The sequence below is a fragment of the Anaeromonas frigoriresistens genome, from assembly GCF_016820655.1.
Lineage (GTDB): Bacteria > Bacillota > Clostridia > Tissierellales > SIT17 > Anaeromonas > Anaeromonas frigoriresistens.
Window position 1 is genome coordinate 163,821 of sequence record NZ_WSFT01000036.1, and the last position, 14,597, is coordinate 178,417.

Below are 14,597 nucleotides of genomic sequence, written 5' to 3' on the forward strand. Positions count from 1 at the left end.
AACTAATACTATTTTATAGGAGGGGTAAATATGTCAAACATGGCTATGTATTTAGCGGAATTTTTAGGCACATTGATTCTTGTTTTATTAGGTGATGGTGTAGTAGCAAACGTAGTTCTTAAAAGAAGTAAAGGTGAAAACAGCGGTTGGATAGTTATAGCTACAGGGTGGGGTTTAGCAGTAGCTATGGCTGTATATGTAACTGGTTGGGTAAGTGGAGCTCATATTAATCCAGCTGTTACATTAGGATTGGCTGCAATTGGAGATTTTTCATGGGATTTAGTACCAGGATTTATATTAGCACAAATAATAGGAGCATTCTGTGGTGCAATACTTGTTTATTTATCTTATAAGAGACATTTTGATGAGACAACAGATAAAGATGGTAAGCTTGGAGTATTCTGTACAGCACCTGGAATAAGAGATATAAAATGGAATGTTATAACTGAAATTATAGGTACAGCTATGTTATTAATAGGAGTATTAGGTATAGGCAATAGCAATAATAATGCAGGAGCAATAGGAGCATTATTAGTAGGTTTCCTTGTATGGTCTATAGGTTTAAGTTTAGGAGGTCCCACTGGATATGCTATAAATCCAGCTAGAGACCTGGGTCCAAGAATTGCCCATGCATTATTACCAATAAGAGATAAAAGAGATTCTGACTGGGGATATGCTTGGGTACCTGTAATAGCACCTATAATTGGAGGAATATTAGGAGCATTTGTATATAAATTCTTTTTAAATATGTGGATATAATAAAACTAATGTATAATAAATAATAAGGGGGAATAGTAAATGGATAAAAAGTACATCTTAGCTTTTGATCAGGGTACTACTAGTTCAAGGGCGATATTATTCAATCATGAAGGTAAAATAGTAAAGACAGCACAAAAGGAATTTACTCAGATATATCCTAAAGCAGGATGGGTTGAGCATGATCCTATGGAAATTTGGGGAACTCAAAGTGGTGTAGCTAGAGAAGTTTTAGAAACAGCAGGAATAAGACCTGAGGAAGTAGCAGCAATAGGTATTACTAATCAAAGAGAGACTACTGTAGTATGGGATAAAAATACTGGAAAGCCTATTTATAATGCAATAGTTTGGCAATGTAGAAGAACTGCTGCTATATGTGATGACTTAAAAGAAAAAGGCTTAACTCAATATATAAAAGAAACTACTGGATTGGTAGTAGATGCTTATTTCTCTGGTACAAAGATAAAGTGGATATTAGATAATGTAGAAGGAGCAAGGGAAAAGGCTGAAAATGGAGACTTATTATTTGGAAATATTGACACATGGGTTATTTGGAATTTGACTCGAGGAAAGGTTCATGTAACTGACTATACTAATGCATCAAGAACCATGATTTATGATATAAAGAATCTTAAGTGGGATGAAAAATTGTTAGAAGAATTAGGAATTCCTAAGTCAATGCTTCCTGAAGTTAAGCCTTCAAGTGAAGTATATGGATACACTGATCCTCAAACTTTTGGTGGAGCAGAAATACCAATAGCAGGTATCGCAGGAGATCAGCAAGCAGCATTATTTGGTCAGGCATGCTATGAAAAAGGAATGGCAAAAAACACCTATGGTACTGGATGTTTCATGCTAATGAATACTGGTGAAGAAATGGTATTATCAAATAATGGACTACTTACAACTATAGCTTGGGGAGTAGACGGTAAGGTTGAGTATGCCCTTGAAGGTAGTATATTTATAGGTGGAGCAGTAGTTCAATGGCTAAGAGATGAATTAGGACTTATTAAAGATGCAGCAGACAGTGAGTATTTTGCATCTAAAGTAGAAGATTCTAATGGTGTATATGTTGTTCCTGCTTTTGTTGGTCTGGGAGCACCTTATTGGGATATGTATGCTAGAGGCACTATAGTTGGCCTTACGAGGGGAGCTAATAGAAATCATATTATTAGAGCAGCATTAGAGTCAATAGCTTATCAAACAAGAGATGTATTAGATGCTATGCAGGTTGACTCTGGGATAGATTTACAAGCCCTTAAGGTGGATGGAGGAGCAGTAGCTAATAATTTCTTGATGCAATTCCAATCTGATATCTTGGGTGTTCCGGTAGAAAGACCTGAGATAACAGAAACTACAGCTCTAGGAGCTGCATATTTAGCAGGCCTTGCAGTAGGATTCTGGAAGAATAAAAATGAAATAGCTGAAAAATGGAAGGTAGACAAAACATTTACAGCTAATATGAATGATGACAATAGAGAAAAGTACTATAAAGGCTGGAAAAAAGCTATCAAGAGAAGTGAAAAATGGGAAGAAACCGAATAATAATATAACATATAAGTATAAAAAATAATCATCCATCATATGATGGATGATTATTTTTTATACTTATATAGTCCATTGACCATGAACTATTCCAATTAAATGCCAAGTATTATCTTTTTGTTTAAATACTAATCTAAGACTTTGCCAGTCCATGCCTTGGGCTTGGGTATCTGAACCAGTAAAGTGAAACTCGATGAAATGACTATCAGGATAAATATCTTTAATATTATCTAAAGTGTTCCCTTCTCCTATTGGTACATTGTTCCCTATTATTTCTGGGTTTATAAAATCTTTATTATAAATAAACTCCTCGTAATATCCTTTAAATGTTAATTCTATAGGGTTTCCTGAACCATCATAATTACCCCACTTATATTCAGTAGAATTATCCCAAAGTTTGGCTACATCTTCTTTTGAAAACATCTTATCATTATCCTTATCTACATTAAAATATGGGCTAAATCTAAGGCCCTCTTCAGGATGTACATAAGAGGATAATTGATCTGTATTTTTTTCTTTAATGACTTTCATTACTTCAATTGACTTCGATATTATGTTATCTTTTTCATTATTGGTTTTCGATTCATCTAAGGTAGTTTGTAACTTTTGATTTTGTTTTTTTAATTCATCAATCTTTTGTTGTTTGGATTCTATCTCCTCTTCGAGATTTGATATTTCTTCTTGTGAACTATTATTTTCATCATTATTAGTAGATGTACATCCTGATAGAAGAATGACAAGTATTAATATGCTTATTGTGATATACATGTTTCTTTTTGTCATAAAACACTCTCCTTTTGAATTAAATATTATGTAGTTTAAAGCACAGCTTTCTTGATTCTTATTAAGAATCGATTTTATAACCCTCTTATATATTTGTATACCCAAGTAATAATCAATAAAATTTTTAATAAAATTAACAAAAAAAGCTTATAATCATTCAATACAATAATCATAATTGCATATAGATATATCATAGAATATAATATAAGTAACAACTAAATATTGGCCGGAGAATAAGGAGAGCCACATTAATCAGAACCTATGGAAGTAGGTCTTGGTTGATGTGGCATTTTTATATCCAAAAGGAGGAGAATAGAATGTATGATGTTACGATAATAGGTGCGGGAGTAATAGGAACTTTCATTGCAAGAGAATTATCTAAATATCAAATGAAAATTCTACTTTTAGATAAGGAAAACGATATTTCAAAAGGCGCTACAAGAGCAAATAGTGCTATTATTCATGGAGGGTATGATGCAAAAACTGGAACATTAATGGCAAAGTTTAATGCCTTAGGAAATCCCATGTTTGATAAGATTTGCGATGAATTAAAAGTGCCTTTTAAAAGGGTGGGCTCATTAGTAGTGGCTTTTGACAATGAGGACATGGAAACTATCAATAAGTTATATGAAAGAGGAGTTGAAAATGGAATCCCGGATGTTGAGATACTTTTAGGATCGGAAATTAAGAAAATGGAACCAAACATCAGCAGGAAAATAATAGGAGGACTGTATTCTAAAACTGCCGGTATAATAGGGCCTTGGGAATTAGCAATTGCTCTTGCAGAAAATGCCATGGAAAATGGTGTAGAACTCTCATTAAATACTGAGGTACAAGATGTACAAAAAAATGAAGGTAATTATAGATTAATATCTAACAAAGGGCAAATTGATACCAAATATGTAATCAACTGTGCGGGAATATATGCGGATAAAATAAATAACATGGTATCCAAAGAATCCTTTACAATAACACCTAGGCGAGGAGAGTACTATGTATTAGATAAGGGTATTGGAGTAGATTTTATGAGTACAGTGATATTCCAGTGTCCTACAAAACTGGGTAAGGGAATATTATTAGCTCCTACTGTTCATGGAAACATGCTGATAGGACCTAATGCTGAAAATATTCAGGATAAAGAGGGTATTCAAACAACTTATGAAGGATTGGAGTTTATTAAAAATACCTCTAATAAAAGTTCTGAAGATATTCCTTTTAACAAAAACATTAGAACTTTTGCTGGACTAAGAGCTCATCCAAGTACAGGAGACTTCATTATAGGAGAAGTAGAAGATGCTAAAGGTTTTATAAATGTAGCAGGAATTAAATCCCCAGGTCTATCTTCATCTCCAGCTATTGCTGAATATGTAGTCAATTTATTATTAGAATCAATAGAAAATTTTAATTTAAAAGAAGATTTTAATCCTTATAGGCAAAAACCTATAGTTTTTATGGAATTAAATGATAGGGGAAAAAATGAATTAATTAATAGAGATGATAGATATGGAAGAATTATTTGTAGATGTGAGATGATTACTGAGGGAGAGATTGTAGATACAATTAAAAGACCTGGAGGAGCTACTACAGTAGATGGTATAAAACGTAGAGTTAGACCAGGGGCTGGAAGATGTCAAGGGGCTTTTTGTGGACCTAGAATAGTTGAAATTTTGGCTCGAGAACTAGATAAGGATCCTGAGCAAGTGCTAAAGGATGGGGAAGGATCAAATATATTGATAGGTGAAACGAATAAAGGTAAATTAGCCTATGGGGAGGTGTAAAAATGATTAATTATGACATTGTAGTAATTGGAGGAGGTCCTGCTGGATTAGCGGCTGCAATAGAGGCTAGAAAAAATGGAATAGAAAGTATTTTGGTTATAGAAAGAGATAGAGAGTTAGGTGGAATATTACAACAGTGTATTCACAACGGATTTGGTCTTCATGAATTTAATGAAGAATTAACAGGACCAGAATATGCTGATAGATTTATTAAAGAACTAGAAGATATGGGAATAGACTATAAGATTGATACTATGGTATTACATGTAGATAATAAAAAAAATATTAAAGCAATAAATTCTAATGATGGATTTATGGAAATATCAACTAAAGCTATAATTTTATCTATGGGCTGTAGAGAGAGAACTAGAGGTGCATTAGCAATACCCGGGAGCAGGCCTGCTGGCATATTAACAGCTGGTACTGCCCAAAGATATATAAATATGGAAGGTTACATGGTTGGTAAAAAAGCATTTATATTAGGTTCAGGGGATATAGGTCTTATAATGGCAAGAAGATTAACTTTAGAAGGGGCTAAAGTATTAGGCGTAGCGGAAATAATGCCCTATTCAGGAGGATTAACTAGAAATATAGTTCAATGTTTAGAGGATTACGATATTCCACTATTTTTAAGTCATACCATTATAGATATAAAAGGGAAAGATAGGTTAGAAGGAGTATGGGTGGCTGAAGTAGATGATAAAAGGATACCTATTAAAGGTACAGAGAAGTACTATGAATGTGATACTTTACTACTTTCAGTAGGTTTAATACCAGAAAATGAATTATCTAATAACTTAGGAATTAAGATGGATAGTAGGACTCAGGGACCTATAGTGAATGAATCAATGGAAACAACGATTTCAGGGATATTTGCCTGTGGAAATGTAGTCCATGTCCATGATTTGGTGGATTATGTAACGGAAGAAAGTAGAAGAGCTGGAAAATTTGCTGCTAAATATGTTAAGGGTCTTATTAAAAACTCAGAAAATATAGTTAAAACTAATTCAGGGACTGGTATAGGGTATATAGTACCTCAAATCATACGAATAGAAAATATTGATAAAAAATTAAAACTATTTATGAGGGTTACAGATGTATACACCAATATAAAACTTATTATTAAAGCAGATGAAAATGTAATATCTCAACAGAAAAAGAAACAACTAAATCCAGGAGAGATGGAAATGGTTAATATACCTTTAGATAAAATACCTTCTGATATAGCAAAGATTACAGTAGAATTAGTAAAGGAAGGTGAGTAATGTTGAGAAAAGAAATTACTTGTATCGTATGTCCTATAGGTTGTAGACTATTAGTAGAAAAAGATGATAAGGAGGAATTGGGTTATAAAGTATCAGGGAATAAGTGTACAAGAGGAGAAGATTATGGAATAAAGGAAATGACTAATCCTACAAGAGTTATAACATCTACTGTAAAAGTATTGAATGGTTTACTTCCTAGAGTTCCTATAAAAACTGATGGACCAGTACCTAAAGATAAAATATTTAAATGTATGGAAGAGATAGATAAAGTGGTTATAGAAGCTCCAATAAATATTGGAGATATCATAATATTAGATATATTAAACACAGGAGTAAATGTAGTTGCCACAAGAGATATGAAATGATAGGGAGAGGGGTTATATGAAGGTAGTGACAATGAATTCGAAGTCAAAAGATAATATAATAAGCTACCCTAGACAGTATAAAATATATAATAAACCCTCCGAAAAAATTATATTAGATGAACCCTTTTCTTCAATAATTGGAGAAAGTTATAGGATGAAAAAGTTGCTTTATAGGGCACAAAAAGCATCTAAGACTCCAACTACAGTATTAATTACAGGTGAAAGCGGCACAGGAAAAGAACTAGTAGCAAAGGCTATACATAATAATAGTCATAGAAAAGAAAAAAACTTTGTGGCAATTAATTGTGGTGCTATACCAAAAGATTTAATAGAATCAGAATTATTTGGTCATGAAAAAGGAGCCTTTACAGGGGCATTAGAAAAGAAGATAGGAAAATTTGAGTATGCTAATGAAGGGACAATATTTTTAGATGAAATAGGAGACTTGCCCTATTCTATGCAAAGTAAACTTTTGAGAGTAATACAAGAAAAGGAAATTGAAAGGGTAGGGAGCAACAAAAAGATCAGTATTGATGCTAGACTACTAGCGGCTACAAATAGAGACTTATTAGATATGGTTAAGAATGGACAGTTCCGAGAGGATTTATATTATAGATTAAATGTAATACCCTTAGAATTACCTCCCCTAAGAGATAGAAAAGAGGATATTCCTGTACTAATTGATTATTTTAATAAAAAAATAGCTAAAAAATTATATTTAAATTTAGCAGTATTTACCGATGATGCTAAGGAATATTTACAGAACTATAGCTGGCCTGGGAATGTGAGAGAGTTAGAAAATGTTATGGAAAGATTGATTGTGCTATCCCAAGGAGTAGAGATTGATATTATAGATTTACCTCAAAATATATTTGAAGAATATAGCGGAGGAAAATTATACAATGGTGACATATTATTGATAAACTGTAATGGAGAAAATGATATTGCCACATGGGAAGAATATGAAAAAGATATAATAAAAGCAGCTTTACTAAGATATAGAAGCTTTAATGCAGCAGGTAAAGCTTTAGGAATAACTCATAGTACTGTGGCAAATAAAGCTAGAAAATACAATATAGTATTATAAGTGTAGAATCCCCATGGATGGGGATTTTCTATTTGTATAAGTGATATAATATTGGTATAGATATTATTAATCTTTTTAATAATAGTCTTTTGTGGTATTATATGACTTAATAAGGATTTAGAGATGAGAGGAGAAAAATATGAAGGATGTAGTTCAGTCGGTGGATAGAGCATTATCTATAATAGAAGTTTTATCTGATTATGAAGAGGGTTTAGGGATTACAGAAATTAGTGGCAAAATTAATTTGCATAAAAGTACTGTTTATAGACTATTATCTACTTTAATATATAAAGGTTATGTAAGACAAGACGATAAAAATAATAAGTATAAATTATCATTAAAATTGTTTGAGTTAGGAAATAAAAAGATAGAAAACACAGACATACTAATTATAGCAAAACCTTACTTAAAAGATCTTATGGAAGAAGTGAATGAAGTTGTACATTTAGTATTATTAGAGGGTGAAGATATAGTCTACATAGATAAGGTTGAATCTCATAATACAATAAGAATGCATTCTAATATTGGAAAGAGAACTCCGGCTTATTGTACTTCTGTGGGAAAATCGATAATGGCTTACTTTCCTGAAAACAAGGTTAAAGAAATATGGGACAATAGCGATATAAAAAATCTTACAGAATATACAATTACAGATTTTAATGAATTTAAGGAAGAACTTAAAAAAGTTAAAAGAGTCAATTATGCTATAGATGATGAAGAAAATGAATTAGGTGTAAGATGTATAGGGGCTCCCGTGTTTGACTATAAAGGTGAACCAGTGGCAGCCATTAGTATATCTGGACCTACAATAAGAGTTACAAAGGATAGAGTAGAAGAAATATCTCAAGAAGTAATTAAATATAGTAAAATGATTTCAAAAGAACTCGGTTATAAAGAATAATATAACCGGGTTCTTTAATTTTTAAAGAATATATAATGTTTTAAGTAATTATTAGAATTTACGAGTAACAGTTAGAATTATAGAGGTAAATTAATCTTATGGTCTTTTTTGATAAAAATGAAGTTTTGCCATAAGAAACTATGTTTTGTATAATGAAACCATGGTTTATAATACGAAACATAATAGGAGGCAGTTGAATGATTCCAAAGTATAATACTTTAAATAGAATATCAGAAACAGGGGTTGTTGCAGTAGTTCGTGCTGAAAACTCTAAACAAGCAGAAAATATAGCAAAAGCATGTATTGATGGTGGTATACCAGCGATAGAGATCACCTTTACTGTTCCAGGTGCAGATGATGTAATTAAGTCTTTAAAGAGCAAATTTTCAGAAGAAGAATTAATAGTAGGGGCAGGAACAGTATTAGATAGTGAAACTGCTAGAATAGCGATATTAGCAGGAGCAAAATACATTGTTAGTCCTTCCTTCAATGAAGAAACAGCTAAATTATGCAATAGATATCAAATACCTTACATGCCGGGCTGTATGACAATCACAGAGATAGTTAAGGCTATGGAGTCTGGAGCTGACATAATAAAGGTATTCCCTGGAAGTGCTTATGGACCAAGTATAATAAAAGCTATTAAAGGACCTATTCCTCAAGCGGTGCTTATGCCTACTGGAGGAGTAGATTTAGATAATGTAGGGGAATGGATTAAGAATGGATGTGTGGCTGTAGGTGTGGGTGGCCAATTAACTGGTGGAGCTAAAACAGGAGATTATGAAAAAGTGACAGAGACTGCTAAAAAATTTGTTGAACAAGTAAAAAAAGCTAGAGCATAGGAGGAATTTAAAATGAGTAAAAAAGTAGTTACTATGGGAGAGATAATGTTAAGATTATCCACTCCAGGATATAAAAGATTTAATCAAGCAGAGAAATTTGACGTAACATATGGTGGAGGAGAGGCAAATGTTGCTGTATCCTTAGCAAATTATGGATTAGATCCATATTTTGTATCAAAATTACCAGGGAATCCTATTGGACAAAGTGCAGTTAATCACTTAAGAAGATTTGGAGTAAACACTGATTACATTTCTCGTGGTGGAGAAAGAGTAGGTATATATTACTTAGAGGCAGGAGCTTCTATGAGACCATCAAAGGTTGTATATGATAGAGCAAATTCTGCTATAGCAGAAGCAACTTTAGAAGATTTTGATTTTGATAGTATTTTTGAAGGTGCAGAATGGTTCCATTTTAGTGGAATAACTCCTGCATTAAGCAAGGAAGCTGCTAAATTAACTGAAGAAGCTTTAAAGGCAGCTAAAAAACATAATGTAACGGTTAGTGTGGATCTAAACTACCGTAAAAAACTTTGGACTCCAGAAGAGGCTAAAGAAACAATGTCAAGATTAATGGAATATGTAGATGTATGCATAGGAAATGAAGAAGATGCAGAAAAAACTCTTGGATTTAAACCAGGAGAAACAGATGTGACAAAAGGCGAATTAGAGCTTGATGGTTATAAGAGTATATTCAAACAAATGAAAGAGAAATTTAATTTTAAATATGTAGTTACTACATTAAGAGAAAGTTACTCTGCATCTGATAATGGATGGTCTGCGTTGATTTATGATGGAAATGAATTCTATCATTCAAGAAAGTATGATATTAGAATAGTAGATAGAGTAGGTGGAGGAGATTCATTTGCTGGAGGACTAATATATAGTTTAGTTGATGGAAAAGATTTTAAAGATGCCTTAGAGTTTGCAGTAGCAGCATCTGCTATGAAACATACTATTTCTGGGGACTTTAACTTAGTTTCTGTGGATGAGGTTATGACCTTAGTAAATGGAGATGCTTCTGGAAGAGTTCAAAGATAATAAATAAGTCAATTTAATATCCTTAATATATTTGGAGTAGATTTTAATCTACTCCTTTTTTTATGGTAAAATAAATTCGAGAGAAGTATTGATCTTAAGGAGTAGATAATATGATAAAGAAAAATGTAAGTCAAGTAGTATTTGATACGATAGAAGGAAAGATAATAAGTGGAGAGTGGAAATCGGGGACTAAGATAACTTCAGAACCTCAATTAGCTAAAGAATTGCAAGTTAGCAGAATGTCAGTAAGAGAAGCTATAGAAAAATTGGTTGCATTAGGAATATTAACAAAGAAAAGAGGAGAAGGTACCTTTGTAAATGAATTAAAGCCTTCCGTATATTTAAATAGCTTAATACCAATGATTACATTAGATAGGGATGATTTTTTAGAGATTCTAGAATTTAGACTTATAGTTGAGGTGGAAAGTATAAGACTTTTTGTGAAGAAAGCTAATAACCAAGATATCATAGAATTGAGAAAATATTATGATGAGATGGTAAAGTATAAAGATGATCCAGTGAAATTTGCAGAATCTGATACTAGTTTTCATATGAAAATAGCTGAAGGAACAAAAAACTCATTGATTAAAAAAGTTAACTCAGTTTTAAAGAAATTATTAGATTATCATCAACAGGGACTATATGAAAATCTAGGACCTAAGGGAGGACTTATAGAACATAAAAAAATTTTAGAATCTATAGAAAAAAGAGATGAAGAATTAAGTGTATTATTTATGAAGCGGCATATAGAAAGAACAATTAATGATTTATATAAAATCAGAGAACAAAAAAAAGAAGGTTGATCAACCTTCTTTTTTTATATATGTTTCATAATATGAAACATATATATTACGATGTGAAAAAATCCTTGACGATAAAAAACACATCTTGTATAATGTAGATGTCAGACAAGTGAAAATGTTTTCTTGAGATTTTTTGTATTGAAACTGTAATTTAAAGAATGGTATAACTGAAAATAACAAAATACATCAGACAACTGCAGAGAAATTATGAGGTGATAATTGTGTTAAAAAGTCAAGAGCTAAGAAAAAAGGCTCCTGAAATGGATCCGTTAAAAATAGGTATGGGATGGAAAATAGAAGATTTATCAAAACCCCAAGTAATTATAGAAAGTACTTATGGGAATAGTCATCCTGGGAGTTCGCATTTAGATTTATTTGTAGAGGCTGCATATAAAGGAATAGAAGAAAAAGGTGGCAAACCTGCGAGGTTCTTTGCTACAGATATATGTGATGGTCAAGCTCAAGGTCATGATGGAATGAATTATTCCCTGCCATCTAGAGAGTTTATAGCAAATATGATAGAGATACATATAGGTGCTACTCCCTATGATGCAGGAGTATTTATAGCTAGTTGTGATAAAGGAATGCCAGCTCATTTAATGGCAATTGCTAGAATGAATATACCATCAGTAGTTGTTACAGGTGGAATAATGAAAGCTGGACCAAATATGCTAACATTGGAACAAATAGGAACTTACAGTGCCAAGTATGAAAGGAAAGAAATAACAGATGAGGAGTTCACATATTTTAAACATAATGCCTGTCCTTCTTGTGGAGCATGTTCTTTTATGGGTACAGCATCAACTATGCAAATAATGGCAGAAGCATTAGGGTTAGCATTGCCGGGAACCTCTTTGATGCCAGCTACAGCTGAAGAACTAAAAGAAATGGCTGAAAAAGCAGGTAATCATGCTATGAAATTAGTAGATATGGATCTAAAACCTTCAGACATATTAACTAAAGAAGCTTTTGAAAATGCAATAATGGTACATGCTGCAATAGCTGGATCTACTAATTCTTTATTACATATTCCAGCTATTTCTAGAGAATTAGGAATTGAAATAGAACCCAATTTATTTGATGAGATCCATAGAAAAATACCATGGTTACTAAATGTAAGACCTAGTGGATTGTACCCAGGAGAATATTTCTGGTATGCTGGTGGAGTTCCAGCCATTATGGAAGAAATAAGAGAACACCTTCATTTGGATGTCATGACAGTTACGGGTAAAACCTTAAAGGAAAACTTAAATGAATTAAAGGATAATGGATACTATGAAAAATGTTATAAATACTTAGATAAATTAAATGTTAAGAAAGAAGAAATAATAAAAACTAAAGATAAACCTCTTCAAGAACAAGGAGCAGTGGCTATATTAAAAGGGAATATTGCACCAGAAGGAGCAGTAACTAAACATTCCGCTATATCAAAGGATATGCATCAAGTTACTCTTATAGCTAAGGTTTTTGATAGAGAAGAAGATGCGATGGAGGCTGTACTAAATAAAGATATTAAACCAGGAAATGCTGTATTTATAAGGTATGAAGGCCCAAAAGGGTCTGGAATGCCAGAAATGTTTTATACAACTGAGGCGATAGCTTCCGATGAAGAATTGATATCAACTACAGCCCTTATTACTGATGGAAGATTCTCAGGAGCTACAAGGGGACCTGCTATAGGTCATGTTTCTCCAGAAGCTAGTGAGGGAGGTCCTATAGCCCTAGTAGAAGATGGGGATTTAATAAGAATAGATATTCCTAATAGATCAATTAATCTTATAGGGATTGATAGAGAAGAAAAGACTGGTGAAGAGATAAAAGATATATTAGAAACTAGAAAAAATGATTGGATGAAACCTGAACCTAAATTTAAAACTGGAGTAATGGGACTTTATACAAGATTAGCAGTATCACCTATGAAGGGTGGATATATGGGATAGTTTCCCTGTGTCTTCTTAGAGTTACAAATAAAAATTAAAGGGGAGAAAAAACATGTCACAAACAGGATTGATATTAGTAACATTGGCATCAATAGGAATTTTATTATTTCTAGTATTAAAATTAAAAATACAAGCATTTATATCACTATTAATAACTAGTATGTTTGTTGGTATTGCAACTGGAATGCCGTTAAATGAAATTATTAGTAGTATTCAAAATGGAATGGGGGGCACCCTAGGATTTGTTGCAACAGTTGTTGGACTAGGTGCTATTTTTGGACAGATATTAGAAGCCTCAGGGGGAGCAGAGTCTTTAGCCAGTGCATTAATTAAGAAGTTTGGTAAGGAGAAGGCTTCATGGGCTTTAGTTTTAGCTGGTTTTTTAGTAGCTATACCGGTATTTTTTGATGTTGGATTTATTATTTTAGTACCAATAGTTTATGCTTTATCCAAAGATACAAAAAAATCAGTATTACATTATGGGATACCCTTACTTGCTGGTTTGGCAGTTACTCATAGTTTTATACCGCCAACACCAGGTCCAGTAGCGGTAGCAGAAATAGTTGGTGCAGACTTAGGATGGGTTATACTTTTTGGTGCTATAGTAGGTGTACCTACAGCAATAATAGCTGGTCCTATATTTGGTAAATATATAGGGGAAAAAATACACTTAGATCCTCCAGAATACATGATAAAAGATGCAGATGAAATGAAGAAAGATATTAAGGAACTACCTTCTTTTGGACTGATAACAAGCATAATAGGAGTACCATTAGTTTTGATTTTATTAAATACATTAACAGACGTATTAACAAAGAAAGGTATCATAGATGAAGGGCTTTTTGTGGAAATATTAGGTTTCTTAGGTCACCCCTTTGTAGCTCTTACAATAGCAACTTTATTGGCAGTATACTTATTAGGAACTAAAAGAGGATTTACAAAAGATGAGTTATTAGAACTTAGTACAAAAGCATTGGGACCGGCGGGATTAATTATACTAGTGACGGGTGCTGGTGGTGTATTTAAACAAATGCTTATAGATAGTGGTGTTGGTAATATGTTAGCTGATAATATTTCAAACTCTAGCTTACCACCAATTATTCTTGCATATATTCTAGCTGTAGTAGTAAGAATTACTCAAGGTTCAGCTACAGTATCTATGATAACAGCTGCAGGTATAATGGCACCAGTTATGGAAGCCTTTAACTTAGGAGGTCCAGACAGAGGACTTATAGTTATTGCTATTGCAGCAGGGGCTACAATATTATCTCATGTTAATGATAGTGGATTCTGGCTAGTAGGAAGGTACTTTGGTATGACCGAAGAACAAACTCTTAAATCCTGGACAATGATGGAAACTATTATATCGGTAGTTGGTTTTGCTATAGCTCTTATATTAAGTTTCATATTCTAAATAAAATATAAAAAATAAAAGAACCCTTAAGGGTTCTTTTATTTTTTGAAGAGAGTGGGGGAATTACTGGCTACTATACT

General features: G+C 32.7%; 13 protein-coding genes. 12 read left to right on the forward strand and 1 reads right to left on the reverse strand.

Going from position 1 to position 14,597, the window contains the following annotated elements:
- Positions 1-30 precede the first annotated feature (30 nt).
- The gene (locus GOQ27_RS09305) at positions 31-759 is read left to right on the forward strand and encodes an MIP/aquaporin family protein (RefSeq protein ID WP_484477114.1); all 729 of its coding nucleotides are present in this window, start codon (positions 31-33) and stop codon (positions 757-759) included.
- Between the two features lie 39 nt (positions 760-798).
- Complete coding sequence (gene glpK, locus GOQ27_RS09310; RefSeq protein WP_203366579.1) at positions 799-2,301, forward strand: glycerol kinase GlpK; 1,503 nt, start codon at positions 799-801, stop codon at positions 2,299-2,301.
- 63 nt (positions 2,302-2,364) lie between these two features.
- Here the strand turns inward: glpK and GOQ27_RS09315 are convergent, their stop codons facing one another.
- The gene (locus GOQ27_RS09315) at positions 2,365-3,084 is read right to left on the reverse strand and encodes a hypothetical protein (protein ID WP_203366580.1); all 720 of its coding nucleotides are present in this window, start codon (positions 3,082-3,084) and stop codon (positions 2,365-2,367) included.
- 317 nt (positions 3,085-3,401) lie between these two features.
- On the opposite strand from GOQ27_RS09315, the gene GOQ27_RS09320 reads away from it, so the two are divergent.
- From GOQ27_RS09320 to GOQ27_RS09365, 10 genes are all read left to right on the forward strand, one after another.
- Entirely contained in the window at positions 3,402-4,862 is a 1,461-nt protein-coding gene (locus tag GOQ27_RS09320) for an NAD(P)/FAD-dependent oxidoreductase (protein ID WP_203366581.1), read from the forward strand.
- A 2-nt stretch (positions 4,863-4,864) separates the two neighbouring features.
- Positions 4,865-6,127, forward strand: a complete 1,263-nt coding sequence (locus tag GOQ27_RS09325; protein WP_207751290.1) for an NAD(P)/FAD-dependent oxidoreductase — start codon at positions 4,865-4,867, stop codon at positions 6,125-6,127.
- Positions 6,127-6,492, forward strand: coding sequence for a DUF1667 domain-containing protein (locus tag GOQ27_RS09330; protein WP_484477115.1), 366 nt, complete (start codon positions 6,127-6,129; stop codon positions 6,490-6,492). Before GOQ27_RS09325 ends, GOQ27_RS09330 begins: the two co-directional genes overlap by 1 nt.
- Before the next feature lie 16 nt (positions 6,493-6,508).
- The gene (locus GOQ27_RS09335; RefSeq protein ID WP_203366582.1) at positions 6,509-7,579 is read left to right on the forward strand and encodes a sigma-54 interaction domain-containing protein; all 1,071 of its coding nucleotides are present in this window, start codon (positions 6,509-6,511) and stop codon (positions 7,577-7,579) included.
- A 139-nt stretch (positions 7,580-7,718) separates the two neighbouring features.
- On the forward strand, positions 7,719-8,480 hold the full coding sequence (locus GOQ27_RS09340; RefSeq protein ID WP_203366583.1) for an IclR family transcriptional regulator: 762 nt from the start codon (positions 7,719-7,721) through the stop codon (positions 8,478-8,480).
- A gap of 197 nt (positions 8,481-8,677) precedes the next feature.
- On the forward strand, positions 8,678-9,322 hold the full coding sequence (locus GOQ27_RS09345) for a bifunctional 4-hydroxy-2-oxoglutarate aldolase/2-dehydro-3-deoxy-phosphogluconate aldolase (protein ID WP_203366584.1): 645 nt from the start codon (positions 8,678-8,680) through the stop codon (positions 9,320-9,322).
- A gap of 12 nt (positions 9,323-9,334) precedes the next feature.
- Complete coding sequence (locus GOQ27_RS09350) at positions 9,335-10,360, forward strand: sugar kinase (protein WP_203366585.1); 1,026 nt, start codon at positions 9,335-9,337, stop codon at positions 10,358-10,360.
- A gap of 110 nt (positions 10,361-10,470) precedes the next feature.
- Positions 10,471-11,163: a FadR/GntR family transcriptional regulator gene (locus tag GOQ27_RS09355; RefSeq protein ID WP_203366586.1), complete on the forward strand. Its 693-nt coding sequence runs from the start codon at positions 10,471-10,473 to the stop codon at positions 11,161-11,163.
- 221 nt (positions 11,164-11,384) lie between these two features.
- A complete protein-coding gene (ilvD, locus tag GOQ27_RS09360; protein WP_203366587.1) occupies positions 11,385-13,103 on the forward strand; it encodes a dihydroxy-acid dehydratase in 1,719 nt (572 codons plus the stop codon).
- 52 nt (positions 13,104-13,155) lie between these two features.
- Positions 13,156-14,517 (forward strand): GntP family permease, encoded by a 1,362-nt coding sequence (locus GOQ27_RS09365; protein WP_203366588.1) that lies wholly within the window; start codon positions 13,156-13,158, stop codon positions 14,515-14,517.
- The last annotated feature ends 80 nt before the right edge of the window (positions 14,518-14,597 follow it).

Excerpts from the sequence above, each read along its gene's own strand:
- GOQ27_RS09305 (WP_484477114.1), top strand. The coding sequence starts at position 31 with ATGTCAAACATGGCTATGTATTTAGCGGAATTTTTAGGCACATTGATT.
- glpK (WP_203366579.1), top strand. The coding sequence starts at position 799 with ATGGATAAAAAGTACATCTTAGCTTTTGATCAGGGTACTACTAGTTCA.
- GOQ27_RS09315 (WP_203366580.1), bottom strand. The coding sequence starts at position 3,084 with ATGACAAAAAGAAACATGTATATCACAATAAGCATATTAATACTTGTC.
- GOQ27_RS09320 (WP_203366581.1), top strand. The coding sequence starts at position 3,402 with ATGTATGATGTTACGATAATAGGTGCGGGAGTAATAGGAACTTTCATT.
- GOQ27_RS09325 (WP_207751290.1), top strand. The coding sequence starts at position 4,865 with ATGATTAATTATGACATTGTAGTAATTGGAGGAGGTCCTGCTGGATTA.
- GOQ27_RS09330 (WP_484477115.1), top strand. The coding sequence starts at position 6,127 with ATGTTGAGAAAAGAAATTACTTGTATCGTATGTCCTATAGGTTGTAGA.
- GOQ27_RS09335 (WP_203366582.1), top strand. The coding sequence starts at position 6,509 with ATGAAGGTAGTGACAATGAATTCGAAGTCAAAAGATAATATAATAAGC.
- GOQ27_RS09340 (WP_203366583.1), top strand. The coding sequence starts at position 7,719 with ATGAAGGATGTAGTTCAGTCGGTGGATAGAGCATTATCTATAATAGAA.
- GOQ27_RS09345 (WP_203366584.1), top strand. The coding sequence starts at position 8,678 with ATGATTCCAAAGTATAATACTTTAAATAGAATATCAGAAACAGGGGTT.
- GOQ27_RS09350 (WP_203366585.1), top strand. The coding sequence starts at position 9,335 with ATGAGTAAAAAAGTAGTTACTATGGGAGAGATAATGTTAAGATTATCC.
- GOQ27_RS09355 (WP_203366586.1), top strand. The coding sequence starts at position 10,471 with ATGATAAAGAAAAATGTAAGTCAAGTAGTATTTGATACGATAGAAGGA.
- GOQ27_RS09365 (WP_203366588.1), top strand. The coding sequence starts at position 13,156 with ATGTCACAAACAGGATTGATATTAGTAACATTGGCATCAATAGGAATT.